Source organism: Metapseudomonas boanensis, assembly GCF_018704125.1.
Taxonomy (GTDB): domain Bacteria; phylum Pseudomonadota; class Gammaproteobacteria; order Pseudomonadales; family Pseudomonadaceae; genus Metapseudomonas; species Metapseudomonas boanensis.
Map to the genome: position 1 here is coordinate 400,534 of NZ_JAGTIS010000002.1, position 25,573 is coordinate 426,106.

General features: G+C 62.1%; 19 protein-coding genes. 6 read left to right on the forward strand and 13 right to left on the reverse strand.

All coding sequences use genetic code 11. The features are described 5' to 3' along the window. The first annotated feature begins 37 nt into the window (after nucleotides 1–37). The gene (gene selO, locus J7302_RS05880) at nucleotides 38–1,498 is read left to right on the forward strand and encodes a protein adenylyltransferase SelO (RefSeq protein WP_215371717.1); all 1,461 of its coding nucleotides are present in this window, start codon (nucleotides 38–40) and stop codon (nucleotides 1,496–1,498) included. Between the two features lie 85 nt (nucleotides 1,499–1,583). Here the strand turns inward: selO and J7302_RS05885 are convergent, their stop codons facing one another. Next, nucleotides 1,584–2,276: an aspartate/glutamate racemase family protein gene (locus J7302_RS05885; RefSeq protein ID WP_215371719.1), complete on the reverse strand. Its 693-nt coding sequence runs from the start codon at nucleotides 2,274–2,276 to the stop codon at nucleotides 1,584–1,586. A 236-nt stretch (nucleotides 2,277–2,512) separates the two neighbouring features. On the opposite strand from J7302_RS05885, the gene J7302_RS05890 reads away from it, so the two are divergent. From J7302_RS05890 to J7302_RS05905, 4 genes are all read left to right on the forward strand, one after another. Continuing rightward, on the forward strand, nucleotides 2,513–4,300 hold the full coding sequence (locus tag J7302_RS05890; protein WP_215371721.1) for an SLC13 family permease: 1,788 nt from the start codon (nucleotides 2,513–2,515) through the stop codon (nucleotides 4,298–4,300). A gap of 56 nt (nucleotides 4,301–4,356) precedes the next feature. Further along, nucleotides 4,357–4,791 carry a thioredoxin TrxC gene (trxC, locus tag J7302_RS05895; RefSeq protein ID WP_215371723.1) on the forward strand — a complete coding sequence of 145 codons (435 nt, stop codon included), beginning with the start codon at nucleotides 4,357–4,359 and terminating at the stop codon, nucleotides 4,789–4,791. Nucleotides 4,792–4,882: 91 nt separating this feature from the next. Further along, on the forward strand, nucleotides 4,883–5,326 hold the full coding sequence (locus J7302_RS05900) for a YiiD C-terminal domain-containing protein (RefSeq protein ID WP_215371726.1): 444 nt from the start codon (nucleotides 4,883–4,885) through the stop codon (nucleotides 5,324–5,326). Between the two features lie 73 nt (nucleotides 5,327–5,399). Beyond that, entirely contained in the window at nucleotides 5,400–6,224 is an 825-nt protein-coding gene (locus tag J7302_RS05905; protein WP_215371728.1) for a universal stress protein, read from the forward strand. A gap of 109 nt (nucleotides 6,225–6,333) precedes the next feature. On the opposite strand, the gene J7302_RS05910 is transcribed toward J7302_RS05905, so the two are convergent. The 12 genes from J7302_RS05910 to J7302_RS05965 form a co-directional block, all read right to left on the reverse strand. Then, nucleotides 6,334–7,098, reverse strand: coding sequence for a ParA family protein (locus tag J7302_RS05910; protein WP_215371731.1), 765 nt, complete (start codon nucleotides 7,096–7,098; stop codon nucleotides 6,334–6,336). 112 nt (nucleotides 7,099–7,210) lie between these two features. Then, the gene (gene hemE / locus J7302_RS05915; protein ID WP_215371733.1) at nucleotides 7,211–8,278 is read right to left on the reverse strand and encodes a uroporphyrinogen decarboxylase; all 1,068 of its coding nucleotides are present in this window, start codon (nucleotides 8,276–8,278) and stop codon (nucleotides 7,211–7,213) included. A 118-nt stretch (nucleotides 8,279–8,396) separates the two neighbouring features. Next, complete coding sequence (locus J7302_RS05920; RefSeq protein ID WP_215371736.1) at nucleotides 8,397–9,815, reverse strand: FAD-dependent oxidoreductase; 1,419 nt, start codon at nucleotides 9,813–9,815, stop codon at nucleotides 8,397–8,399. A 35-nt stretch (nucleotides 9,816–9,850) separates the two neighbouring features. Then, the gene (gltB, locus tag J7302_RS05925) at nucleotides 9,851–14,296 is read right to left on the reverse strand and encodes a glutamate synthase large subunit (RefSeq protein WP_215371738.1); all 4,446 of its coding nucleotides are present in this window, start codon (nucleotides 14,294–14,296) and stop codon (nucleotides 9,851–9,853) included. A gap of 250 nt (nucleotides 14,297–14,546) precedes the next feature. After that, nucleotides 14,547–16,190 carry an AAA family ATPase gene (locus J7302_RS05930; protein WP_215371740.1) on the reverse strand — a complete coding sequence of 548 codons (1,644 nt, stop codon included), beginning with the start codon at nucleotides 16,188–16,190 and terminating at the stop codon, nucleotides 14,547–14,549. A gap of 8 nt (nucleotides 16,191–16,198) precedes the next feature. Continuing rightward, nucleotides 16,199–17,302, reverse strand: coding sequence for a 3-dehydroquinate synthase (aroB, locus tag J7302_RS05935; RefSeq protein ID WP_215371743.1), 1,104 nt, complete (start codon nucleotides 17,300–17,302; stop codon nucleotides 16,199–16,201). 52 nt (nucleotides 17,303–17,354) lie between these two features. After that, nucleotides 17,355–17,873: a shikimate kinase AroK gene (gene aroK, locus J7302_RS05940; RefSeq protein WP_215371745.1), complete on the reverse strand. Its 519-nt coding sequence runs from the start codon at nucleotides 17,871–17,873 to the stop codon at nucleotides 17,355–17,357. A 5-nt stretch (nucleotides 17,874–17,878) separates the two neighbouring features. After that, nucleotides 17,879–20,014, reverse strand: a complete 2,136-nt coding sequence (gene pilQ, locus J7302_RS05945) for a type IV pilus secretin PilQ (RefSeq protein ID WP_215372463.1) — start codon at nucleotides 20,012–20,014, stop codon at nucleotides 17,879–17,881. Nucleotides 20,015–20,068: 54 nt separating this feature from the next. Then, nucleotides 20,069–20,602 carry a type 4a pilus biogenesis lipoprotein PilP gene (gene pilP, locus J7302_RS05950; protein ID WP_215371748.1) on the reverse strand — a complete coding sequence of 178 codons (534 nt, stop codon included), beginning with the start codon at nucleotides 20,600–20,602 and terminating at the stop codon, nucleotides 20,069–20,071. Beyond that, entirely contained in the window at nucleotides 20,599–21,222 is a 624-nt protein-coding gene (gene pilO, locus J7302_RS05955; RefSeq protein WP_215371750.1) for a type 4a pilus biogenesis protein PilO, read from the reverse strand. Before pilO ends, pilP begins: the two co-directional genes overlap by 4 nt. Then, nucleotides 21,219–21,824: a type 4a pilus biogenesis protein PilN gene (gene pilN, locus J7302_RS05960; protein ID WP_215371752.1), complete on the reverse strand. Its 606-nt coding sequence runs from the start codon at nucleotides 21,822–21,824 to the stop codon at nucleotides 21,219–21,221. Before pilN ends, pilO begins: the two co-directional genes overlap by 4 nt. Continuing rightward, the gene (locus tag J7302_RS05965) at nucleotides 21,824–22,888 is read right to left on the reverse strand and encodes a pilus assembly protein PilM (RefSeq protein WP_215371754.1); all 1,065 of its coding nucleotides are present in this window, start codon (nucleotides 22,886–22,888) and stop codon (nucleotides 21,824–21,826) included. Before J7302_RS05965 ends, pilN begins: the two co-directional genes overlap by 1 nt. Before the next feature lie 181 nt (nucleotides 22,889–23,069). Between J7302_RS05965 and J7302_RS05970 the strand changes: the two genes are divergently transcribed. Further along, nucleotides 23,070–25,493, forward strand: a complete 2,424-nt coding sequence (locus J7302_RS05970) for a penicillin-binding protein 1A (protein WP_394359075.1) — start codon at nucleotides 23,070–23,072, stop codon at nucleotides 25,491–25,493. Nucleotides 25,494–25,573 lie beyond the last annotated feature (80 nt).

Here is a 25,573-nt window from a genome sequence, read left to right on the forward strand (position 1 = left end):
CCTTCCAGCCGCAGCGGCGGCATGACAAGCTGAGTCCATGAAAAAACTCGACGAGCTGAAGTTCGACAACCGCTTTGCCCGCTTGGGCGACGCCTTCTCCACCGAGGTGCTGCCCGAGCCCATCGCCGAGCCGCGCCTGGTGGTGGCGAGTCCCGCTGCCATGGCCCTGCTCGACCTGGAACCGGACGAAGCCGAGAGCGAGGTATTCGCCGAGCTGTTCTCCGGGCACAAGCTCTGGTCCGAAGCCGAGCCGCGGGCAATGGTCTATTCCGGACACCAGTTCGGTGTGTACAACCCCCGCCTAGGTGATGGCCGTGGCCTGCTGCTGGGGGAGGTGCTGAATGATGCCGGCGAGCACTGGGACCTGCACCTCAAAGGCGCCGGCCAGACCCCTTACTCGCGAATGGGCGACGGCCGGGCGGTGCTGCGCAGCTCGATCCGCGAATTCCTCGCCAGTGAGCACCTGGACGCGCTGGGCATCCCGACCAGCCGTGCCCTGTGCGTGACCGCATCCAGCACGCCGGTCTACCGGGAGACCCGCGAAACCGGCGCCATGCTGCTGCGCCTGGCCAGCAGCCATGTGCGCTTCGGCCACTTCGAATACTTCTACTACACACGCCAGCATGATCGCCTGGAGGAACTCGGCCGGCATGTCCTGGAGTGCCACTTCCCCCACTGCCTTGAACAGGAACAGCCCTGGGCTGCATTCTTCCGTGACGTGGTGGAGCGCAACGCCGAACTCATTGCCCGCTGGCAAGCCTACGGCTTCTGCCACGGCGTGATGAACACCGACAACATGTCGATCCTGGGCATCACCTTCGACTACGGCCCCTACGCCTTCCTCGACGACTTCGATGCCAACCACATCTGCAATCACTCCGACGACAGCGGTCGTTACGCCTTCAGCAACCAGGTGCCCATCGCCCATTGGAATCTCGCGGCTCTGGCCCAGGCGCTGACGCCGTTCGTCGAGGTGGAAGCCCTGCGCGAAGCCCTCAACCTCTTCCTTCCGCTCTACCAGGCCCATTACCTGGATCTGATGCGCCGCAGGCTCGGCTTCAGCTGCGCCGAACCGGAGGACGAGGCCATGGTCCAGCGCCTGCTGCAACTGATGCAAGGCAGTGCAGTGGACTACAGCCAGTTCTTCCGCCGGCTGGGGGAGGAGACACCGGAGCAGGCATTGAGTCGGCTTCGCGAGGACTTCGTCGACCTGGCCGGTTTCGACGCCTGGGCGACCGACTACCAGGCCAGGGTGGTTCGGGATGGCGGCACGCAGGAGGCGCGCCGCGAGCGCATGCATGCCGTAAACCCGAAATACATCCTGCGCAACTACCTTGCCCAACGCGCCATCGAGGCCGCCCAGCAGGGCGACTACAGCGAAGTGCGCCAGCTGCATGCCGTGCTCTCGCATCCCTTCGATGAACAACCGGGCATGGAACGCTACGCCGAACGCCCTCCGGAATGGGGCAAACACCTGGAGATCAGCTGCTCGTCCTGAGTCGTTGACGCGGGCATCACTGCAGGAGCGAGCTTGCTCGCGAATGAACACCCGTTCGCAAGCAAGCTCGCTCCTACGGTGCCGCCTATCCCAACACCCACTCCAGCCCCATCGCCACGTGCCGCTCGGCGCTGTCTACCAGCGGCAGCGGCGACTCGCAGCCCTCCAGCAACAGACCGATCTCGGTACAGCCGAGGATGGCTGCCTGGGCACCGCTAGCCCTGAACTTCTCCAACTCGGCCAAGTAGAATTCCCGCGAGGCAGGCAGGAACCGGCCCTGGCACAGCTCCTGGAAGATCACCCGGTCGATCTCCTGTGCCGCAGCGGGCTCCGGTACCAGCACCTCGATGCCGAAGCGCCGTTCCAGGCGCTCGCGGTAGAAGGCCTCCTGCATGGTGAAGCGCGTCCCGAGCAGGGCGGCACGCTCGACGCCCTGCTGCCGCAGGGGCTCGCCGACGGCATCGCCAATGTGCAGGAGCGGAATGTCGACGACCGCTTCGATCGCCGCAGCCACCTTGTGCATGGTGTTGGTCGCCAGCAGCAGGGCCCCCGCTCCGGCCACTTCGAGACCTCGCGCCGCCTGCCCCAACGAACGGCCCGCTGCTGCCCAGTCTCCGGACTGCTGCTGCGCGGCGATCTCGGCAAAATCCACCGAATGAATCAGTAGCGGTGCCGAATGCAATCCGCCCAGTCGCTCCCGTACGCCCTGGTTGAGCGACCGGTAATAGGTCACGGTCGACTCCCAGCTCATTCCGCCCAGCACGCCCAAGGTCCGCATCACGAATCACCTCTCGCGGTAAAAAGGGCAGCCTACCCCAGGCCCAGGCGCAGCCAGGGATACAGTTTCCCGGCAAGACAGCTGCACAGCCGCCATCAATAACCAAATGGCATATAAACCTATTGAAATTGTCTTAGACTCTCTAAAAAAACCCCACTAAATTGGCGGCCTTGCGCGGGTGCCGAACAGGCGCGCCCGATACCTCACACGAGATTCGCACGCCTCAAAGGAACCCCATGCCGTCCTGGGATGCTTTCCCGCTCTACTTCGTGTCCGCCCTGTTGGTCTGGGTGCTCTACGCGTTCGTCCGTGAAAAGTGGAGCCCGGACGTGGTAGTGGCCATCGCCGTCGCCACTCTGCTCGCCGCCCAGCAACTGACGCCCCATGACGTGCTCGGTGTGCTTTCCAACTCGGCTCCGGTCACCATCGCCTGCATGTTCGTGCTGTCTGCGGCCTTGGAACGTACTGGTTGCATCGACGCCCTGGGCAACTGGCTCGGTGACCTGGTCGGTGACAGCCCGACACGTGTCCTCGCCGGACTGATGATCACCGCGCTGGTGGTTTCCGCCTTCCTCAACAACACCCCGGTGGTGGCGATCCTCACCCCGGTCGCCATCGCCCTGGCCAAGCGCGCCAGCAGCTCGCCCTCCAAGCTGCTGATCCCGCTGTCCTACGCCACCGTCCTCGGCGGCATGCTGACCATGATCGGCACATCGACCAACATCCTGGTGGACGGCGTGGCGCGCAAGGCAGGCCTCGAGCCCTTCGGCATGTTCGAGATCACTCCCGCAGCGCTGGCCTTCTGCGCTGTCGGCTTCATCTACCTGATGCTCTTCAGCTGGCGCCTTCTGCCGGATCGCGAAACCCTCTCCAAGCAGCTGCGCCCAGACCTCGGTCGCACCTTCATGAGCGAACTGCTGGTGCCTCACGACTCTCCGGTGATTGGCCGCACCATCAGTGAAGCCAACCTCAACGGCGGCAGCGGCCTGAAGGTGCTGAAGATCTTCCGCGACGAGTTGGAGATCACCGAGCCCGCTCACGACACCGCTTTGGCCGCCGGTGACCTGCTGGTGCTGCATGGCCAGGTCAAGGACGTGGTGGACCTGCGCGAGAGCAACAAGCTGACCTTCAACCGTGGCGAGGCCTTCGAGACTGTCAGCAGCCACGACGTGATCGTTGCCGAGGCCATCGTCGGCCGCAGTTCGCGCTACAGCAACCGCCCCATGCGCGACCTCGACCTCACCGCGCGCTATGGCATCGCCGTGCTCGCCGTGCACCGCCAGGACGAGAACGTACAAGGCAACCTGGACGACTTCCAGCTGCAGTTCGGCGACGTCATGCTGGTAGAGGGCACGCCGGCGCAGATCAAGCGTTTTGCCGACAATGGCGACCTGATCAGCCTCAATGCCGTGCAGGAACGCGCCTACCGCCGCGACAAGGCACCCATCGCCATCCTCGCCACCTTGGCCGTGGTGGTGCTGTCGGCGTTCAGCTTCATGCCCATCGAGGGCCTGGCGATCATCGCCTGCGCCATCGTCCTGGCCACTCGCTGCCTGGATGTGGACGACGCCTACAAGGCAGTCGACTGGAAGGTCCTCAGCCTGATCTTCGGCATGCTCGCCATCAGCATCGCGATGGACAACGTCGGCCTGATCGACCTGGTCGTGGCCAAGACCATGGCCACCATCCCCAATGCCAGCCCGCTGGTGATGCTCGGCTTCGTCTATCTGCTGACCACCATCCTGACCGAGATCCTCTCCAACAACGCCGTGGCGGTGCTGGTCACCCCGATTGCCATCGGCATCGCCCAGAGCCTGGGCCTCGACCCACGCCCCTTCGTGGTCGCCGTGATGTTCGCCGCCAGCGTCAGCTTCGCCACCCCAATCGGCTACCAGACCAACACCTTCGTCTACAACGCCGGCGGCTACCGCTTCAGTGACTTCATGCGCATCGGCATTCCGCTCAATATCCTCATGGTGGTGGTCGCCATGCTGGTGATTCCCCGCATTTGGCCGCTTCAATAGCCTTGAATTTCGTTGGGACGGCTCCAGAATCTCCCCACTCACCTCTGGAGCCGACCATGACCGACCCGCTGCTGATTCCCTGCGCCCACTGCGCGGGCCTGAACCGTATTCCTGCCACCCGCCTGGGCGACTCGCCACGCTGTGGCCATTGCAAGTCCTCCATCCTGCCCGCGACTCCCTTCGACCTCGATGAAGCCAACTTCGCCAAGCAATTGCGCGGCGACCTGCCCCTGCTGGTAGACGTCTGGGCCGACTGGTGCGGCCCCTGCAAGTCCTTCGCTCCGACGTATCAACAGGCAGCCCAGCAACTGCAGGGTCGCTGCCGCCTGGGCAAACTGGACAGCGAGCAAAACCGGCAACTAGCCGGGCAACTGGGCATCCGCTCAATCCCCACCCTGATCCTGTTCAAGAACGGTGTGGAAGCAGCCCGCCAGAGCGGCGCACTGCCATTGCCGCAGCTGCTGGCCTGGCTGCGCAGCCAGGGCATTTGAGCGATTCGGCCAAGGGCGGCGAGCGGACCGGTCATTGCTGCCTGCTATCCGCCAGCTACGCTGGTGCGATGCCAATGCCGGAGAACCCACCATGCCGATGCCCGTCGAACTCATTCGCCAACTGACCGAAGAGCAGATTGCCTTCGTCCACCGCAGCGGGCTCAAGGCCGAGGTGCTGGAGCCCGGGCACATCCGTCTGCGCATGCCCCTGGAGGGTAACCAGAACCACATCGGCACCATGTACGCCGGCGCATTGTTCACCCTGGCGGAAATCCCCGGCGGCGCGCTATTCCTCACGAGCTTCGACAGCCGCCGCTTCTACCCCATCGTCAAGGAAATGAACCTGCGTTTCCGTCGCCCGGCCAGCAGCGACGTCCACGTGGAAGCCCGCCTGGATGCCGAGGAGGTCGCACGCATCCAGGAGCAAGCCGTTGCCGAGGGCAAAGCGGAGTACGTGCTGGAACTGGCCCTGCTGGATGAGGCGGGCGAGGTGGTTGCGCAAAGCCAGGGGCTGTACCTGTTGAGGGCCCGATAGCGGGGCTTGTCCTGGATCAAGTCGCCACCGCACAAATTACCGCAGATTGGCAACCTGACCGGAGGTGCTCACCATGCCCAAGCACATTCTCATCGCCCATGATCTGAGCCGTGAAGCCGACATCGCCCTGCGCCGCGCCATCCAGTTGGCCCGGCAACATGGTGCCCGCCTGAGCCTGCTGCACGTGCTGGAAGACCACCTGCCGAATGCCGTTCAGTCCAACCTGCGCGAGGCGGCCCAACGCATTCTCGAGGAGCGTCTGGAACAGTTGGGAGCCACCGAGTGCAAGGTATTGCTGCGCAAGGGCCGCCCCGCCCAGCAGATACTGGAAGAGTTGGAAGAAAGCCAGGCAGACCTGCTGGTCATCGGCCGGCACCACCACAACGCACCTGAGCTGTTCATCGGCACCACCCTGGAACGCGTGGCCCGGCACATCACCGCGCCTCTGCTGCTGGTGGCCGGAGACACGCCGCAGGTTCCTTATAGCCATGTGGCCGTGGCCCTGGACTTCTCCCTGTGCGCATGCGATGCCCTGCGCAGTAGCTGCGAACTGCTAGCGCCCGGGGCGACCTTGACGGCACTGAACGTCCTGGAGTTGGGCAGTCGCCTTCTATCCCGCAGCTGCAGCTCGGAGGAGCTGCTGGACACTCAGAACGAACTGCTGGGGAGACTGCTCGAAGATGAAATGGCGGGGCTGGCCACTCCGGCACCGAAGATCGAAGTGCAAGTCGCTCGTGGCGCCCTGCCCAAGGCACTGGATGATGCCGTCAGCACCCTTAATCCGCAGCTTCTGGCCCTTGGCAGCCATGGCCGTAGCCTGATCTCCCAGGCCTTGCTGGGCAGCCTGCCCTTACGCTACCTGCAGAGCCCGCCCTGCGATGTGCTGATCGTGAAGTAGCCAGCGTTAGGGGCTGGGTTGAGTGCAGCGAGACCCGATGGCGGCGCGACGTGGGGAAAGCCAATACTCCGCCGACTCGCATCCCACGGCGCACTTCTTTCGGTGGTACTTAGCTTTCCAGCAGATCATGCAGCTCGACGAACTGTTGGGTGAGCTTGTGGCGCGGCTCCAGATAGATCAATGGCTTGCACGCCTGGTGCGACTCGCGCATTTTCACTGACGCCATCAGATTGACCGGCAGTACGGGCAGGCCCTCCCCTAGCAGTTCGTCCAGCAGTTGCTGAGGCAGGGATGCGCGAGGCTGGAATTGGTTGACCACGATGCCCTCCACCTCCAGGCCTTCGTTGTGGTCTTCCTTCAGCTCCTCGATCTCTGCGAGCAGGCCGTACAGTGCATTGCGCGAAAAGCTGTCGCAATCGAAGGGGATCAGGCAACGATCGGCAGCGATAAGCGCGGAAACTGTATAGAAGTTCAGTGCCGGCGGCGTATCCAGGTAGATCCGATCGTAATCCTCGTCCAGATCCTCCAGCAGCTTGCGCAGCTTGTTGATCTTGTGCTTGGCCTCGAGCTTGGGCTGCAGGTCAGCCAACTCCGCCGTCGCGGTGACGACGTGGAGGTTATCGAAGGGGGTTTCGTAGATATCTACCTTGCCCTTGCGGAAAGAGGTGGGAGACAGCGTCTGCTTGAAGAAGTCAGCGATCCCCATGGGAATGTCTTCCCCGGTGAGCCCCGTGAGGTAATGGGTGGAGTTCGCCTGGGCATCCAGGTCGATCAACAGGGTGCGATAGCCCTGGGAAGCGCTGACCGCCGCGAGGTTGCAGGCAATGCTGGATTTACCCACACCGCCCTTCTGATTGAACACCACTCGACGCATTGCACACCTCACTGAGCCTGGTTAGCCCTGGATTCTATGCAAAGCCTGTGACAAGGGCGAGGTATCTCTCCAGTAGAAAAGAAAAGGCCGCAAAAGCGGCCTTGTTGTTTCGTTACTGATGGTACTGCGCCGACTGCTCATGCACCGCCTCGAAGAAGGCGCCTGCATGGGCCGGGTCCACTTCCGGGGTGATGCCATGGCCGAGGTTGAACACATGGCCGGTGCCAGAGCCATAGGCAGCCAGGATACGCGCTACTTCGGCGCGAATCGCTGCTGGATTGGCGTAGAGCACCGACGGGTCCATGTTGCCCTGCAGGGCCACCTTGCTGCCTACACGGGCGCGGGCACTGCCGATGTCGCAGGTCCAGTCCAACCCCAGGGCGTCGGCGCCGGTGTCGGCCATGGACTCCAGCCACAGGCCGCCACCCTTGGTGAACAGGATCACCGGCACGCGGCGCCCGTCATGCTCACGGATCAGACCGTCGACGATCTTCTTCATATAGGCCAGGGAGAACTCCTGGTACGCTGCCGCCGAGAGGCTGCCGCCCCAGGAGTCGAAAATCTGCACCGCCTGGGCGCCAGCCTTGATCTGGCCGTTCAGATAGCTGGTAACCGACTGCGCCAGCTTGTCCAGCAGCGCGTGCATGGCCTGCGGGTTGTCGTAGAGCATCGCCTTGGACTTGCGGAAGTCGCGACTGGAGCCGCCCTCGACCATGTAGGTGGCCAAGGTCCAGGGGCTGCCGGAGAAGCCGATCAGCGGAACGCGGCCATTCAGTTCGCGGCGGATGGTGCGTACGGCATCCATCACATAGCCCAGGTCCTTTTCCGGATCCGGAATCGGCAGGGCATCGATATCGGCCTGGCTGCTCACGACCTTCTTGAAGCGCGGGCCTTCCCCGGCCTCGAAGTACAGGCCCTGCCCCATGGCGTCGGGGATGGTGAGGATGTCGGAGAAGAGGATCGCCGCATCCAACTGCGGATAGCGATCCAGCGGCTGCAGGGTCACTTCGCAGGCCAACTGTGGGTTCATGCACAGGCTCATGAAGTCACCGGCCTTGGCGCGGGTTGCGCGGTACTCCGGCAGGTAGCGACCGGCCTGGCGCATCATCCAGACAGGGGTGACATCGACGGGCTGCTTCTGCAGCGCGCGGAGGAAACGGTCGTTCTTCAGAGCGGTCATGGCAGGATTCCAACAAAAAAGTGCGGGCATTTTCGCAAAGCCCAACGCAAAAGGCACGGCGGGTGCCGTGCCTTTTGTCCATCGCGACGAAATGACGCGTTGCGCAGATGGGTACGCCTCAGACCTGAAGGTAGTCGAGGATACCTTCAGCGGCGGTCCGCCCCTCGAAGATCGCCGTCACCACCAGGTCGGAACCACGGACCATGTCGCCACCGGCGAAGATCTTCGGGTTGCTGGTCTGGTGCTTGAACTGCGACTGGGCAGGCGCCACCACGCGCCCCTGGTTGTCGATACGGATATCGAACTGCTCGAACCAGGGTGCCGGGCTCGGGCGGAAGCCGAAGGCAATCAGCACGGCTTCCGCCGGGATGATCTCCTCGGAGCCCGGGATCGGCTCGGGGCTGCGACGGCCACGGGCGTCCGGCTCGCCGAGACGGGTCTCGACCACCTTCACGCCTTCCACCTTATCTTCACCGACAATGGCAATGGGCTGGCGGTTGAAGAGGAACTTCACACCCTCTTCCTTGGCGTTCTTCACTTCCTTGCGCGAGCCGGGCATGTTTTCTTCGTCACGGCGGTAGGCGCAGGTTACGGCCTTGGCACCCTGGCGAATGGAGGTACGGTTACAGTCCATCGCGGTGTCGCCACCACCCAGGACCACGACGCGCTTGCCCTTCATGTCGATGAAGTCTTCGGCAGACTTCTCGAAGCCGAGGTTGCGGTTGACGTTGGCGATCAGGAAGTCCAGCGCGTCATGCACACCAGGCAGATCCTCACCGGGGAAACCACCCTTCATGTAGGTATAGGTGCCCATGCCCATGAAGACCGCATCGAACTCATCGAGCAGCTGCTGCATGGTCACATCCTTGCCGATCTCGGTGTTCAGGCGGAACTCGACGCCCATGCCGCTGAAAACTTCGCGACGACGACTCATCACGTGCTTTTCCAGCTTGAACTCGGGGATGCCGAAGGTCAGCAGGCCACCGATTTCCGGGTTCTTGTCGAACACCACCGGAGTCACGCCGTTACGCGCCAGGATGTCGGCACAGCCCAGACCCGCCGGGCCGGCACCGATCACGGCAACGCGCTTGCCGGTAGGCTTGACCTTGGACATGTCCGGGCGCCATCCCATGGCGAAGGCGGTATCGGTGATGTACTTCTCCACCGAACCGATGGTCACCGCGCCAAAGCCGTCGTTCAGGGTGCAGGCGCCTTCGCAGAGGCGGTCCTGCGGGCACACCCGGCCGCAGACTTCCGGCAGGGTGTTGGTCTGGTGCGACAGTTCGGCGGCTGCCAGGATGTTGCCTTCCGATACCAGCTTCAGCCAGTTCGGAATGAAGTTGTGCACCGGGCACTTCCACTCGCAATACGGGTTGCCGCAGCCAAGGCAGCGGTGAGCCTGGTCAGCCGCTTGTTGCGGCTTGAACAGGTCATAGATCTCGACGAATTCCTTCTTGCGCTGGCGCAGCAGTTTCTTCTTCGGATCCTTGCGCCCGACTTCGATGAACTGGAAGTCGTTGTTCAGACGTTCAGTCATGTAAAAACCTCATCAAACCACTTCAGGCGCTGTTGTTATTGCGGGTTGGCACGGGTGCTGGAGAGCAGCGAAGCGAGGCTCGCAGCCTTCGGCTTGACCAGCCAGAACCGACGCAGGTAATCGTCCAGGTTCTCCAGCAGGTGGGCGCCCCACTCGCTCGAGGTTTCCTTGACGTATTCGACCAGCACGCTGTGCAGGTGGCTCCGGTAGGCTTCCATGGCTTCATTGCTGATGCGCTGGATTTCCACCAGTTCGTGGTTGACCCGGTCGACGAAGCTGTTGTCCTGGTCGAGCACATAGGCGAAGCCGCCAGTCATGCCCGAGCCGAAGTTATAGCCGGTCTTGCCGAGTACGCAGACGAAACCGCCCGTCATGTATTCGCAGCAATGGTCGCCCGTGCCTTCCACCACAGCATGGGCGCCGGAGTTGCGCACGCCGAAGCGCTCACCTGCCGTACCGGCTGCGAATAGCTTGCCACCGGTAGCGCCGTAGAGGCAGGTGTTGCCGATGATGGCCGACTCCTGGCTCTTGAACGGACTGCCTTTCGGCGGCGTGATCACCAGCTTGCCGCCGGTCATGCCCTTACCCACGTAGTCGTTGGCGTCGCCCTCCAGGTAGAGGTGCAGGCCGCCGGCGTTCCAAACGCCGAAGCTCTGGCCAGCCGTGCCACGGAAGCGGAAGGTGACAGGCGAGTCCTTCATGCCCTGGTTGCCATGACGACGGGCGATCTCACCAGAAATGCGCGCACCGATGGAACGGTCGCAGTTGCCGATTTCGAGGTCGTAGACGCCGCCAGTCTTGTTTTCGACGGCCGCCTTGGCGATGCCCCACATTTTCTCGGCCAGCAGGCCCGGATCGAAGGGCGGGTTCTTCTCGACTTCACAGAACTGCGGTTTGTCAGCCGGGATGAGGTCGCTGCCGAGCAGCGGGCTCAGGTCCAGATTGGCTTGCTTGGCGGTATCGCCCGGCAGGATTTCCAGCAGGTCGGTACGGCCGATCAGCTCGCCCAGACTACGAACGCCCAGCTTGGCCAGCCACTCACGGGTTTCTTCGGCGATGTAGGTGAAGAAATTCATCACCATCTCGACGGTACCGATGAAGTGGTCCTTGCGCAGCTTGTCGTTCTGGGTCGCAACGCCGGTGGCGCAGTTGTTCAGGTGGCAGATACGCAGGTATTTGCAGCCCAGGGCGATCATCGGCGCGGTGCCGAAGCCGAAGCTTTCAGCGCCGAGGATCGCTGCCTTGACCACGTCGAGGCCGGTCTTCAGGCCACCGTCGGTCTGCACCCGGACCTTGCCGCGCAGGTCGTTGCCGCGCAGGGTCTGGTGTGCCTCGGAGAGGCCCAGTTCCCACGGGCTGCCAGCGTACTTGATGGAGGTCAGCGGAGATGCGCCGGTGCCACCGTCGTAGCCGGAGATGGTGATCAGATCCGCGTAGGCCTTGGCCACGCCGGCAGCGATGGTGCCGACACCCGGCTCAGCCACCAGCTTCACCGAAACCAGGGCTTCAGGGTTGACCTGCTTGAGGTCATAGATCAGCTGCGCCAGGTCTTCGATCGAGTAGATGTCGTGGTGCGGCGGTGGCGAAATCAGCGTCACGCCGGGCACCGCATATCGCAGGCGCGCGATCAGACCGTTGACTTTGCCACCAGGCAATTGGCCGCCCTCACCGGGCTTGGCGCCCTGGGCCACCTTGATCTGCAGCACTTCGGCATTGACCAGGTATTCTGGCGTCACGCCGAAACGGCCGGTCGCCACCTGCTTGATCTTGGAGCTGCGCACGGTGCCGTAGCGGGCCGGGTCTTCGCCGCCCTCGCCGGAGTTGGAGCGTGCGCCCAAGCGGTTCATCGCCTCGGCGATGGCTTCGTGGGCCTCGGGCGACAGCGCGCCCAGGGAGATACCCGCGGAGTCGAATCGCTTGAGGATGGCCTCGACTGGCTCGATCTGGTCCAGCGCCAGCGGCTGCGCAGCTTCCTTGACCTTCAGCAGGTCGCGGATCATCGACACCGGACGCTGGTCCACCAGTGCGCTGTATTCCTTGTACCTCTCGTAGTTGCCCTGCTGCACTGCAGCCTGAAGGGTATTCACCACGTCCGGGTTGTAGGCATGGTATTCGCCGCCGTAGACGAACTTCAGCAAGCCGCCTTGCTGGATCGGCTTGCGATTGTTCCAGGCTTCGAAGGCCAGCAGCTTCTGCTCGGACTCGATGTCGGTGAAGCGCGCACCCTGGATGCGGCTGGCAACGCCACGGAAGCACAGGTCGGTGACTTCGTCGGCCAGGCCTACGGCTTCAAATAGCTGGGCGCCACGATAGGAAGCGATGGTGGAAATACCCATCTTCGAGAGGATCTTCAGCAGACCCTTGGAGATGCCTTTGCGGTAGTGCTTGAAGACTTCGTACAGGTCGCCCAGCACTTCACCGGTGCGGATCAGGTCCGCCAGGACTTCGTAAGCCAGGAACGGGTACACGGCGGAAGCACCGAAGCCCACCAGCACAGCGAAGTGGTGCGGATCACGCGCAGTGGCGGTCTCGACCAGGATGTTGCAGTCGCAGCGCAGGCCTTGCTCCACCAGGCGGTGGTGCACGGCGCCTACCGCGAGGGCGGCATGGGCCGGCAGCTTGCCGGGGGCGATGTGACGGTCGGAAAGCACCAGCAGCACCTTGCCGGCACGCACAGCTTCTTCAGCCTGGTCGGCGAAGTTGCGTACGGCGGCTTCCAGACCAAGGCTCTCGTCGTAGTTCAGGTCGATGATGTGACGCTCGAAGCCCGGGCGATCCAGGCTCATCAGCGCACGCCACTTGGCCGGGGAGATCACCGGACTGCTGAGGATCACGCGGGTAGCGTGGTCGGGCGACTCACTGAAGATGTTGCGCTCGGCGCCGAGGCAGATTTCCAGGGACATGACGATCGCTTCGCGCAGCGGGTCGATCGGCGGGTTGGTGACCTGGGCGAACTGCTGACGGAAGTAGTCGAACGGCGAACGAATGCGCTGCGACAGCACCGCCATTGGCGTGTCGTCGCCCATTGAGCCAACGGCTTCCTGGCCTTGTTCGGCGAGCGGACGCAGGACCTGGTCACGCTCTTCGAAGGTGACCTGGAACATCTTCATGAATTGTTTTAGATGATCCGCATCGTAGCTGGCCGCGCCGTGGTCGTCGTCCAGTTTGGCCTGGATACGCACCGCGCTCTGGCGCAGCCACTGCTTGTACGGATGGCGCGATTTCAGGCGGTTGTCGATGTCCTCGGTGTTAAGGATCTGACCGGTCTCGGTATCCACCGCAAGGATCTTGCCCGGGCCTACGCGGCCTTTGGCGATGACGTCTTCGGGCTTGTAGTCCCAGACGCCGATTTCCGAGGCGAGAGTGATGTAGCCGTTCTTGGTGGTCACCCAGCGCGCCGGGCGCAGGCCGTTGCGGTCCAGCAGGCACACGGCGTAGCGGCCGTCGGTCAGGACCACGCCAGCAGGGCCGTCCCACGGCTCCATGTGCATGGAGTTGTATTCGTAGAAGGCACGCAGGTCGGCATCCATGGTTTCCATGTTCTGCCAGGCCGGCGGGATGATCATGCGCACGCCGCGGAACAGATCGATGCCGCCGGTGACCATCAGCTCCAGCATGTTGTCCATGCTCGAGGAGTCGGAGCCCACGCGGTTTACCAGCGGGCCCAGTTCGTCGATGTCCGGCAGTTGCTCGTTGGCGAACTTGGTGCGGCGTGCCACAGCCCAGTTGCGGTTGCCGGTGATGGTGTTGATCTCGCCGTTGTGGGCGAGGAAGCGGAAGGGCTGCGCCAGCGGCCACTTCGGCAGGGTGTTGGTGGAGAAGCGCTGGTGGAAGACGCAGATAGCCGTCTGCAGGCGCGGATCACCCAGATCCGGGTAGAACTGCTGCAGGTCGGCCGGCATCATCAGGCCTTTGTAGATGATCGTCTTGTGCGAAAGGCTGCAGATGTAGTGGTCGAGGTCTTCGGCGTTGGCTACCGAGGAACGACGACGGGCGCTGAACAGCTTGACCGCGAATTCCTGGTCACTCAGGCCGTCACCGCCGATGAAGACCTGCTCGATCTGTGGCAGGCGCTCCAGGGCAAGACGGCCCAGCACGCTAGTGTCCACCGGAACCTTGCGCCAGCCGATCAGCTGAAGCCCGGCGGCCTGGATTTCGCGATTCATGTTTTCGCGAGCCACTTCGGCGCGGACCGGATCCTGGTTGAAGAAGACCATGCCCACGGCATATTGCGCCGGCAGGTCGACCGCGAAGGTCTCCTTGGCGATCGCGCGCAGGAACAGATCGGGTTTCTGAATCAGCAGCCCGCAACCGTCACCCGTTTTGCCGTCAGCGTTGATACCGCCACGGTGGGTCATGCAGGTCAGAGCTTCAATGGCGGTTTGCAAAAGGTGGTGGCTCGCCTCACCTTGCATATGGGCGATCAAGCCGAAACCGCAGTTATCCTTGAATTCATCAGGATGGTACAGACCTGCTTTCATAGGGAACTCTCACCAGGGTTGCCTTCATAAAAAGGCAGAATTTCTTTTTAATTCAAACACTTACCACGCGCGCAGGACTTGGCGCCAGCTTTGCGCAGGCAAAAGGGAGGTCATTGTACATATCCACTTCGGCGACCACAAATCCGCGCGGCGAACAAGCGAAAATTAATGTCGCAAAAATGAAGGAATGAACCAAGGGGTCGTGATAGCGACCCCTTGGTCAAAAGGCGGGTGAGCGGGTTCGCAAGGGCTAGCGAGCCATCTCCTGCTGAATGCTGGCGAATGTCTTGGGCCAGGGTTTACCAGCCTGGATCTTCGCCGGCAAGGACTTGATGGCGGCTTGTGCAGCGGTGCGGCTGGCGAAGCTGCCATAGGTGACCACGTAAAGCGCCTTACCCTGGTGCACCTTCTTGAAGTAGCGGTACTGACCGCCATTCTGGCGCACGAATGCCTGCGCATTGCCTTCCGAACCGGTGCCCAGGATCTGTAGGGCAAAGTGGCTACCCGCCTGGGTGCCGTACCAGCCATTGGTGCTGGAACCCGTTGCGGCGGCAGGAGCCGGTTTGGTAGCAGGTTTCGCCGCGACGGCCGGTACAGGAGCAGGCTTGGTAACCGGCGCCGGAGCCACCGGTTTCGGAGCGGGCGCCGGAGCTGGCTTGGCCGCGGGCGCCGCAGCGATCGGCTGCACCGGGGCAGGCATCGGTTGGGCCATCGGGATAGGCTCAACAGGCGCGACGGGCGCCGCGCTGGCAACCGATCCCTGCGGCGGCGCCATGCTGGTCACGGTCGGCGGAACAGCGGACGGCGCCTGATTGGCCGCGCCATCCTCCGGTTCGCCCTGGCCTGCAGCCTGGGCCAAGGGTTCGCGGATCACCGGCTGCGACTCGCCCACCAGCGGCAACGGTAGCGGCTGGGAGGAGCCCGCGAACTCAACGGCCGGGGTACCACCGGCGTTTGTTGCCCCAGCAGTAGGATCGGCTGGCGCAGCAGCTTGGCCCAAGGGCAACTGTGCGGTACTCGGGACCACCTCGGCACCACCATCGCTGCGCCCTTGCATCAGCCAGGCGGCAATCACGCCCACACCCACGACGGCCAGAGCCGCCAAGTGCTTCTTCGGCAGGCTGAAACCGGGACCGGAACGCCGCGCCGCGCCGCGCTGGGCCAACATGGCTTCAATCAGCAGATCGCGTGCGATCTGGTTGATCCCACCCGGCCAACCACCGGACTGCAGATGGATGTCCTCGATCTGCTCTTCGGTCAGGGCGTCGAGGCCACGACCCGCCCCTTCCAGACGCTGCGCCAGATACTCGCGCGTTTCCTCTTGGCTATAGGGCTGCAATTCGATGACGTGAAAGCGCTCCTCGCCATCAGCGAGCGCATCGAGCCGCGCAAGCAGTTCGTCCTCGGCGAAGAGGAACACATGGGGACGCCCCTCCACATTGCCTTCAGCCAGAACCGCAAGGTTGGCAAGGGAAGCATCATCCAGCGCTTCTGCATCATCGACCAGCAGATAGACTTCCTGGCCAGTCAGCGCCAGCTGGGCAATTTGCGCCAGAATCGAGCGCGTGTCCGCCTGTACGACATTCAAACCTTGGGCAATCTGCCGAAGCAGACCGCCCGATTCCACCGCATTGCGCGCGGACACTACGACGCTCTGCACGCTCTGCTTGTTAGTGCTCGCCACGAGCGCCTGGCGCAGGAGCGTCTTGCCACTGCCATGAGGCCCGCTGACAACGAGCATGAGCTGGCTGTAACGCGCCAAATGATGCAATTGCCCCAGCACCGGCTTGCGCTGTGCCGGATAGAACTTGAAGCCCGGGACGCGTGGCGCGAAAGGGTCGTGGGTAAATTGATAGTGGCCGAGGAAGGCCTCATCGGCGTGCAAGCTGCTCATGGGATTCCTTACTCTCCAAGCTGGTCGGCCAGCGCGCGGTAGTCGGTGCTCAACGTGGCATCCAATACCTCACGCGGGAACTCTGCGGTGACGACGGCTTCCCCGATCTGGCGCAACAGCACCAGTCGCAATTGGCCATCGAGCACCTTCTTGTCTACGGCCATGTGTTCGAGAAAATGTTCCGGCGCCATTTCCACCGGCGGCACCACCGGCAGGCCTGCGCGGCGCAGCAATCGAATTGCATCATCACGCTCTGCGACGGAAATCCAGCCCAGTCGCCGGGACATCTCCAGGGCCATTACGGTGCCGGCCCCGACCGCCTCGCCATGTAGCCAGACACCATAGCCCTGATGCGTTTCGATGGCATGGCCGAAAGTGTGGCCCAGGTTGAGGATCGCACGCAGGCCGGACTCGCGCTCATCGACGCCTACCACGCGGGCTTTGGCGGCGCAGGAGCGCTCGATGGCTTCAGTCAGGGCTACCGCATCAAGGCCGCGCAAGGCGCTCATCTGCGAGGAAAGCCAAGGCAGGAAAGGCTTGTCACAGATCAGGCCGTACTTGATGACCTCAGCCAAGCCGGCAGACAACTCGCGGGGCGGCAGCGTGCCAAGTGTGTCAGTGTCGATGATCACGGCCTTGGGCTGGTAGAAAGCGCCGACCATGTTCTTGCCGAGCGGATGGTTGATGCCGGTCTTGCCGCCAACTGACGAGTCCACCTGGGACAACAGGGTGGTCGGCACCTGGATGAAGTCGACACCACGCTGGTAGCAGGCGGCAGCAAAGCCAGCCATATCGCCGATGACGCCACCGCCCAGGGCGATGACGGTGGTACGGCGGTCGTGCCGCGCCGTCAGCAAGGCATCGAAGATGAGTTGGAGCGTTTCCCAGTTCTTGTGGGCTTCGCCGTCCGGAAGAATTACCGGCAACACCGAGTATCCCTGGAGCGTATTGCTCAGCCGCTCGAGATAGAGTGGCGCGACCGTCTCGTTGGTGACGATGGCGACTTGTCGCCCAGCGATGTGCGGCGTGAATAACTCGGGCCGAGACAGCAGCCCCGAGCCGATGTGGATGGGATAGCTACGCTCGCCAAGATCGACCTGAAGTGTCCGCATGGGGCCCCCGAGACAAAAAAGGGCTAAAGAATAGCGCAGTTCCGCCCTCGCTTTAACGGGGCGGAAGCGCTTGTAGGCGCTCAAGGATTTCGTTGACTACCAATCGCGGCGGCCGCTCATCCGTTTCAATGATGATGTCGGCGATCTCGCGATAGAGCGGGTCGCGTATCGACATCAGATCGCGCAGCACCTTGCCCGGGTCCGCAGTCCGCAACAAGGGGCGATTGCGATCACGCGATGTACGCTCGATCTGCTGCTCTACCGAGGTATGCAGATACACCACACGGCCACCGCAGCGAAGCGCATGGCGATTGGCCGGGCGCAATACCGCTCCGCCACCCGTCGCCAAAACGACGCCGTCCTCCTCACAGAGTTCCTCGATCATCGCCTGCTCGCGATCACGGAAGCCTTGTTCGCCTTCCACATCGAAGATCCATGGGATATCCGCACCGGTACGCTGCTCGATTTCCTTGTCGGAGTCCTTGAACGGGAGACGCAGTTCCTTGGCAAGCAAACGCCCGATGGTGCTTTTCCCAGCCCCCATCGGGCCAATCAATATCAAATTTCGCACTGCACTCAACGACTCACAGCAATGGCCTGGCTGTTCATGATACGCGGAGTGAGAAATACCAACAGCTCAGATTTCTTGTCCTGCACAACATCACGACGGAACAGTCGACCAAGGAAGGGCAGATCCCCCAGGAACGGCACCTTGTCCACCGCCTTGATCTGGGTGTTGGAGAACACGCCACCGATGACGATGGTCTCGCCATCGTTGACCAGCACCTTGGCATTGACCTCGTTCTTGTTGATCGGCGGTACGCCGTTCAGGGCATTGGCGAAGTCCGGTGCATCCTTGGTCACTTTCACTTCCATGATGATGCGGTTGTCCGGGGTGATCTGCGGCGTCACTTCCAGTGACAGCGCCGCCTCCTTGAAGGATGTGGTGGTCGCACCGCTGGAGCTGGCCTCCTGGTAGGGAATTTCGGCGCCCTTGAGGATCTTCGCGGTTTCCTTGTCGGCCGTGACGACCTTGGGCTGCGAAACGATCTCGCCGTTGCCGGTCTTCTCCATGGCCGAGAGCTGGAGATCCAGGATGGCGTGGTTGGAAATGAAACCGATGCCGATACCCGAGGTGCTGTTCACTGCCCCCATGTCGACGAAAGGCACCGGCGAGTCACTTTCATTGGTCGGCAGCGTACAGTTGCCAGCGAAGGGACCACAGCTCGCGCCGTCCTGATCTTCGATACCAATGTTGCCGTCCTTGCCAAAGCCAGCCCAGTTGCCGCTGGTGAATGCCCCACCCCAGCGAACGCCCAATGCTTTGTCGTAGTCGACGTTGGCTTCGACGATGCGCGCTTCGATCATGACCTGGCGCACCGGGATATCCAGTTGGGTGACGATGCGGCGCAGCTCATCCAGTTTATCCTGGGTCTGGTAGGCGATGATGCTGTTGGTGCGGTCGTCGACGGTGATCGAGCCGCGCTCGTCAGCACCGGCGGCAGCCGGATCGCTGCTGGTAACCGACTGGAACAGCTTGGCGATGTCCGAGGCCTTGGCATAGTTCACCTGGATCAGCTCACGACGCAGGGGAGCCAACTCGGCAATCTGCTTCTGCGATTCCAGCTCCTGGCGCTCGCGAGCCGCGATCTCGTCGGCCGGCGCAACCAGCAGGACGTTACCTACTTTGCGCTTGTCCAGGCCCTTGGTTTTCAACACCAGGTCCAGCGCCTGGTCCCAGGGCACGTTCTGCAGGCGCAGGGTGATATTGCCCTGCACGGTATCGGAGGCCACAAGGTTCAGGTCGGTGAAGTCCGCGATCAGCTGCAGCACTGAGCGCACGTCGATGTCCTGGAAGTTCAGTGACAGCTTCTCACCGCTGTAGGCGAAGCGATCAGCCTTGCGCTTCTCGGCATCGCCCTGGCTCAGGGGCTTGATGCTGACGGTCAGTTTGTTGTCAGTCTGGTAGGCCAGGTAATCGTAGAAACCAGTCGGCTCGATGCTGATGCTCGCCTTGTCGCCCGAACCCGAGGCACTGACGAACTGTACGGGCGTGGCGAAATCCTTCACATCCAGGCGCACCCGGAGTGGCTCTGGCAGCTGGGTTTTGGCGAAGTCCAGACGAATCTTGCCGCCCTGCTCCTGGATATCAGGGCTTACGCTGGGGTCGGAGAGAGTGATGACGACGTTGCCTTCGCCCTGCTCGCCTCGCTGGAAATCGATGTTCTCGATGGCCTTGCCGATAGACGCATAGTTACGAGCGGGTTGCGACGTAGCCAGTGCTGCCGGAGCAGGGGCTGGCGCCGGCGCAGTGCGCGCGGCCTGGCCGGGTGCCGAGCCTCCGACCAGCACGTAAAGGTTTCGACCTTCGACGCGGGTGCTGTACGGCACTAGGCTGGACAGGTTAATGATCAGGCGCGTGCGATCCTTGGCCTCGACCACGGTCACGCTGCGCGCATTGCCAACACCGAGTTCACGATTCTTGCTGCCGAGCTTGCTGGACACGCCCGGCAGATCGAGTGCGATACGCGCTGGCTGCTCGATGGTGTAACCGCGCGGAGCACTGACCGGCTCGTCGAAGCCCAGCTTGAGTTCGACCCTGTCGCCCGGCAGGGCCGCGACGTCCAGCGCCAGCAGGTTCGCCGCCAGGACTGCTGGTGACAGCAGGGCAGCCAATAGCGTTATACCGAGGCGCGATAGCGAGCTTTTCATCATCTGGTTCCGTTGTGCAGACCGGTAGTTGTAATTCATCAGGTCACCTCGCCCTCAAGAGCGCTCCTTGAGCGCGAGACTCCGTGGCCGCTCCAGCCAGCCACCCTCCCCGTCCGGGACAATCTCGATCACTTCGACCTTGGCCTCGTCGATGCCGACGATACGGCCATGGTTGCGGCCGAGGTAATCCCCCACCTTGACTCGATGCACCCCTCCCGCGCCTCGAACCAATGCAAAGGTTCCACCTGTATTGGATAGCGTGCCCACCATCTCGAACGCCTCGATGTTGAAGCCCTCGAGGAACTGCTTGATTCGGGTCTCATCCGGACGAATATCCTTGGAACCCTTCTGTTGCTTGGCCAGTTCGATCTTGATCGGTGGCTGGAACGGGCTGCGCAAGGCGGCCGCGCCGTAGGTGAAGGCTTCGTACGGCAGAAACTTCGGCAACGGTTCGATGGAGCCCTTGGGGCGTGCGCGCACCTCGTCCATGTAGGCCTGCAAGTCGCTGAAATCGTTCCCTGCGCCACAGCCTGAAAGGCCTGCCAGCGCCAGGGCACAAAGGATCAGTCGGGCGCGGACACTACTCATTTCTGCAGCCCCTTATCGTTGTAGCGGTAGGTCTTGGCCAGAATGCTCATGCGCAACTTCGAGCCACCCTCCTGGCTCAATGGCTTGATCTCGAAATCATGCAAGGTGACGATGCGCGGCAGGCTGGCGACGCCGCTGACAAAAGTCGCTAGGTCGTGATAGCCGCCGACCACGGAAATCTGGATCGGCAACTCGATGTAGAACTGCTGAACCGACTCGGGCATGAGCTTGATCTGTTCGAACTCCAGACCACTGCCCAGGCCGGTGCGGGTGATGTCTTCGAGCAGCCCGGGCACCTCGGTATCGCTGGGCAACTGACGCAGCAAGGCGCCGAAGGAAGTTTCCATCTCCTTCATCTGCTCCTTGTAGGCCTCGAGGTTGGCCGCCTGGAAGGCTTTGGTGGCGAACTGCTGCTTGAGGGTCTCTTCCTCGGCTCGTTTCGAGTCCAACTGGAACTCGAGATCCTTCAGATGAAAGTTGTAACCAAGCGCCAGCACCAGGACCAACAACAACAGGCAGGCGATGACCTTGACCGCGATCGGCCAGGAGCCCAGGTTGTTCAGGTCGAGATCGGCCAGGTCGATCTTGCGCAAGCCATCAAGGGAGTCGGACAGGCTCATTTCTTCGCTCCTTGATTAACGTCCGCAGCCTTGACGTTGACAGCTTCTTCCTCAGCCCCTGGCTGGGTCTGCTGGACGGTCAGCTGGAAAGTATTGGCCTGATCGACGGCGCCGGCTGTGATTGCCTTGACCTCGGTCAGGTTTGGCGCCATGAGCCATTCAGAGGCATCCAGGTTGCGCATCAGGTTGGAAACACGGTTGTTCGATTCGGCCGCGCCGACGATCTCGATGCTCTTGCCGGTCATCTTCAGGCCGCTGAAGTAGACGCCGTCGGGCAGCGTTCTCACCAACTGGTCGAACACGCGACCGATTATCGGGCGGTTACCCTGCAGGTCCTGAATGATCTTCATCCGCTCCAGCAGCTGCTGGCGGCGTGTTTTCAGCTCGCTGATCTCCTTGATCCTGGCATCCAGGACGGCGATCTCCTTGCGTACGAAATCGTTGCGGGCAAGCTGGTTTTCGATTGCGCCATTGAGGTATTGGTCACCCAGAAACACCAGCCCCGCGGCCAATGCCAGCACAGCCCCCAAGGCAACCAGGAATCGCTGCTTGCGCTCCTCGCGCAGCTGCTCGCGCCAGGGGAGTAGGTTGATGCGTGCCATCAGTCGAAACTCCTCATCGCCAAACCGCAGGCAATCATCAGCGCAGGGGCATCACTGGCCAAGGCACCAGCGTTGACCTTGCTGCTCAGCGCCATGTCGGCAAAGGGGTTGGCGACCAGGGTCGGAGTCCCGATTTTCTGCTGTATCAGGCGATCCAGATCAGGGAGGGAGGCGGTGCCACCAGCCAGCAGGATGTAATCGACATCGTTGTACTGACCCGCTGCGAAGAAGAATTGCAGGGATCGGGAAACCTGCTGGACCACCGCATCCTTGAACGGTTGCAAAACCTCGCTGTCGTAGTCGTCCGGAAGACCACCCTGCTTCTTGGCAAGACCGGCCTCCTCCATCGACAGCCCATAGCGGCGCTGGATTTCCTCGGTCAGCTGACGCCCACCGAAAAGCTGCTCGCGGGTATAGATGGTGCGGCCGTTATGCAGGACGCTGAGCGTAGTCATGGTGGCGCCAATATCGACCACGGCAACGGTCAATTCGTCCTGGCCGCCGCCCAGCTGATCCGAGAGCAGGCCGTAGGCACGCTCCAGGGCGTACGCCTCGACATCGACCACCTTGGCGGTCAGTCCGGCCAGCGCCAGGGCAGCCTCGCGGACTTCGACGTTTTCCTTACGACAAGCGGCCAGAAGCACATCGACCCGCTCCGGGTTGCGGGCGGAAGGTCCCTGCACTTCGAAGTCGATTGCCACTTCTTCCAAAGGGTAAGGAATGTACTGATCGGCTTCGATCTTCAGCTGATTCTCCAAATCGTCATCGGAGAGTCCCGCTTCCATCTCGATCGTCTTGGTGATGACCGCTGAGCCGGCAACCGCAACCGCCGCTGCCTTGACGCCCGCTCGAGCCTTGGTCACGACACGTGAAATGGCTTGCCCGACACCTTCTAGCTCGGCAATGTTCTTTTCAACGACAGCATTGGGCGGGAGCGGCTCGACGGCATAGGACTCCACCTTGTAGCGGCTTCCCGAGCGACTCAATTCAAGGAGCTTGACTGAGGTCGAGCTGATGTCGATCCCCAACAGCGAATTCGCTTTCTTATTGAAGAGCCCTAGCACGACAGATTTCCTATCCACATCCGAGACTTACGGATGATTTATGTTTTTCCACATTAAATATCAGTCTTGACAGAAGCGCAAATGGCTACCCCTGAAAAAAAACGCTTATAATGTGAACGGCTTTTGCCTTTTCTAATCGCCTTCCGCTTAACTCATTCTTTTACTTGGAAATCCACAAGCCTTGATGCGCCTGCTGAAGTTTTTCTGGTGGTCCTTCGTTGCCGTTTTCTGTGGGCTGTTGCTCAGTTTCAGCGGCGCTTACCTCTATCTGAGCCCCACCCTGCCCTCTGTCGAATCGCTGCGCAGCATCCAACTGCAGATCCCCCTGCGCGTATACAGCGGCGACGGCAAACTGATCGCTGAATTCGGCGAGATGCGCCGCTCCCCCGTGCGCTTCGCCGACATCCCCCCGGACTTCATCCAGGCCCTGCTGGCCGCCGAAGACGACAATTTCGCGAACCATTATGGCGTCGACGTTACCAGCCTTATGCGCGCTGCCACTCAATTATTGAAGAGCGGCCACATCCAGACTGGCGGAAGCACCATCACCATGCAGGTGGCAAAGAACTACTTCCTGACCAGCGAAAGAAGTTTCTCTAGAAAGATCAATGAAATACTGCTTGCACTGCAGATTGAGCGGGAACTCAGCAAAGACGAGATCCTTGAACTTTATGTGAACAAGATCTATCTCGGGAACCGTGCATACGGAATCGAAGCGGCGGCGCAAGTCTATTACGGCAAGTCCATTCGCGATATCAGTCTGGCGCAGATGGCCATGATCGCAGGCTTGCCCAAGGCCCCCTCGCGCTTCAACCCGCTGGTCAACCCGACGCGCAGCAAAGAACGCCGCGACTGGATCCTCGGCCGGATGTTCAAGCTCGGTCGCATCGACGAAGCACGCTACCAACAGGCTATCAACGAGCCCATCGACGCCAGCTACCATGTGCCGACGCCGGAGCTCGCAGCCCCTTACATCGCCGAGATGGCGCGTGCCGAGATGGTGGGACGCTACGGCAGCGATGCCTACACCGAAGGTTTCCGGGTTACCACCACAGTCCCCAGCAACCTGCAGGAAGCCGCCAACGAATCCCTGCGCCAGGGCTTGCTGGACTATGACCAGCGCCACGGCTATCGCGGCCCCGAAAGCCGTCTGCCCGGCATGACCCGTGAAACCTGGCTGCAGGAACTGGCCAAGCAGAAAAACCTCGGCGGCCTGGAGCCAGCCATCGTCACCCAGGTCGAGAACAGCGGCGTACTGGTCCTGACCCGCAGCGGCCAGGAAGAAGCCGTGAGCTGGGACAGCATGAAGTGGGCACGACCCTTCCTCAACACCAACAGCCTCGGTCCTCGCCCACAGCGCCCCGCAGACGTAACCCAGGTCGGAGACCTGATTCGAGTCCAGCGTAAAGCCGATGGCAGCCTGAACTTCGTGCAACTCCCGGCAGCCCAGAGTGCCCTGGTATCGCTGGACCCGGAAAACGGCGCCATTCGTGCACTGGTCGGTGGCTTCTCCTTCGAACAGAGCAACTACAACCGCGCCGTCCAGGCCAAGCGCCAGCCCGGCTCCAGCTTCAAACCGTTCCTGTATAGCGCCGCCCTGGACAACGGCTTCACTGCCGCCAGCCTGGTCAACGATGCCCCCATCGTCTTCCAGGAAGCCGGCATGGAAGAAGCCTGGCGCCCCAAGAACGACAACAACACCTTCCTCGGCCCGATTCGCCTGCGCGAGGCCCTGTACAAGTCGCGCAACCTGGTATCGATCCGTGTGCTTCAGGCTATCGGTATCGACTACGCGCTGAACTACGTCAGCCGCTTCGGTTTCAACAAGGAAGATCTGCCGCGAAACCTTTCGCTGGCCCTCGGCACCGCCAACCTGACCCCGCTGGAAATCGCCGGCGGCTGGAGTGCTTTCGCCAATGGCGGCTACAAGGTTCAGCCCTACCTGATCGAGCGTATCGAAAGCCGCGACGGCAAGCTCCTGTTCACCGCCAACCCGCCACGCGTCCCGCAGGCAGAACCGCTGCCCGATACCGCAGCCCAACCCATGGCCGCACCGGATACCCAACTGTCCACGAATGCCGCACCAACCCCCGTAGCTGCCGAGCGAATCATCGACCCACGTACCACCTACATCCTCAACAGCATGCTGCAGGATGTGATCAAGCGCGGTACTGGCCGTCGAGCCCTGTCCATGGGCCGGGGGGACATCGCCGGCAAGACCGGTACCACCAACGAATCCAAGGACAGCTGGTTCTCAGGCTACAACGCCGACTTCGTCACCACCGTCTGGGTAGGCTTCGACCAACCGGAAAGCCTCGGCCGTCACGAGTACGGCGGAACCGTCGCGCTGCCGATCTGGATGGACTTCATGAGCACCGCGCTGAAGGACAAGCCGGCGCATGCACAGGCCGAGCCGCCGGGTCTGCTGACCCTACGTATCGACCCGCTCAGCGGACGCGCCGCCACGCCCGGCACGCCGAACGCGTTCTTCGAGCTCTTCAAGAGTGAAGATACCCCGCCACCCATGAGTGAGCTGGAGCCCGGCCTCGCGATTCCTGGCAGCCCACTGCCGGCCGACGAGGCTGCACCAATCGATCTTTTCTAAGCACGACGGACACCTGCTGGAGCAAGCTGCTTGCTCCAGCAGGATGAGCAGCCAATAAAAAACCCGCCTAAGCGGGTTTT

What these genes read in the sequence shown, in the direction of transcription:
- selO (WP_215371717.1), top strand. Translation starts at nt 38, where the DNA reads ATGAAAAAACTCGACGAGCTGAAGTTCGACAACCGCTTTGCCCGCTTG.
- J7302_RS05885 (WP_215371719.1), bottom strand. Translation starts at nt 2,276, where the DNA reads ATGCGGACCTTGGGCGTGCTGGGCGGAATGAGCTGGGAGTCGACCGTG.
- J7302_RS05890 (WP_215371721.1), top strand. Translation starts at nt 2,513, where the DNA reads ATGCCGTCCTGGGATGCTTTCCCGCTCTACTTCGTGTCCGCCCTGTTG.
- trxC (WP_215371723.1), top strand. Translation starts at nt 4,357, where the DNA reads ATGACCGACCCGCTGCTGATTCCCTGCGCCCACTGCGCGGGCCTGAAC.
- J7302_RS05900 (WP_215371726.1), top strand. Translation starts at nt 4,883, where the DNA reads ATGCCGATGCCCGTCGAACTCATTCGCCAACTGACCGAAGAGCAGATT.
- J7302_RS05905 (WP_215371728.1), top strand. Translation starts at nt 5,400, where the DNA reads ATGCCCAAGCACATTCTCATCGCCCATGATCTGAGCCGTGAAGCCGAC.
- J7302_RS05910 (WP_215371731.1), bottom strand. Translation starts at nt 7,098, where the DNA reads ATGCGTCGAGTGGTGTTCAATCAGAAGGGCGGTGTGGGTAAATCCAGC.
- hemE (WP_215371733.1), bottom strand. Translation starts at nt 8,278, where the DNA reads ATGACCGCTCTGAAGAACGACCGTTTCCTCCGCGCGCTGCAGAAGCAG.
- J7302_RS05920 (WP_215371736.1), bottom strand. Translation starts at nt 9,815, where the DNA reads ATGACTGAACGTCTGAACAACGACTTCCAGTTCATCGAAGTCGGGCGC.
- gltB (WP_215371738.1), bottom strand. Translation starts at nt 14,296, where the DNA reads ATGAAAGCAGGTCTGTACCATCCTGATGAATTCAAGGATAACTGCGGT.
- J7302_RS05930 (WP_215371740.1), bottom strand. Translation starts at nt 16,190, where the DNA reads ATGAGCAGCTTGCACGCCGATGAGGCCTTCCTCGGCCACTATCAATTT.
- aroB (WP_215371743.1), bottom strand. Translation starts at nt 17,302, where the DNA reads ATGCGGACACTTCAGGTCGATCTTGGCGAGCGTAGCTATCCCATCCAC.
- pilQ (WP_215372463.1), bottom strand. Translation starts at nt 20,014, where the DNA reads ATGAAAAGCTCGCTATCGCGCCTCGGTATAACGCTATTGGCTGCCCTG.
- pilP (WP_215371748.1), bottom strand. Translation starts at nt 20,602, where the DNA reads ATGAGTAGTGTCCGCGCCCGACTGATCCTTTGTGCCCTGGCGCTGGCA.
- pilO (WP_215371750.1), bottom strand. Translation starts at nt 21,222, where the DNA reads ATGAGCCTGTCCGACTCCCTTGATGGCTTGCGCAAGATCGACCTGGCC.
- pilN (WP_215371752.1), bottom strand. Translation starts at nt 21,824, where the DNA reads ATGGCACGCATCAACCTACTCCCCTGGCGCGAGCAGCTGCGCGAGGAG.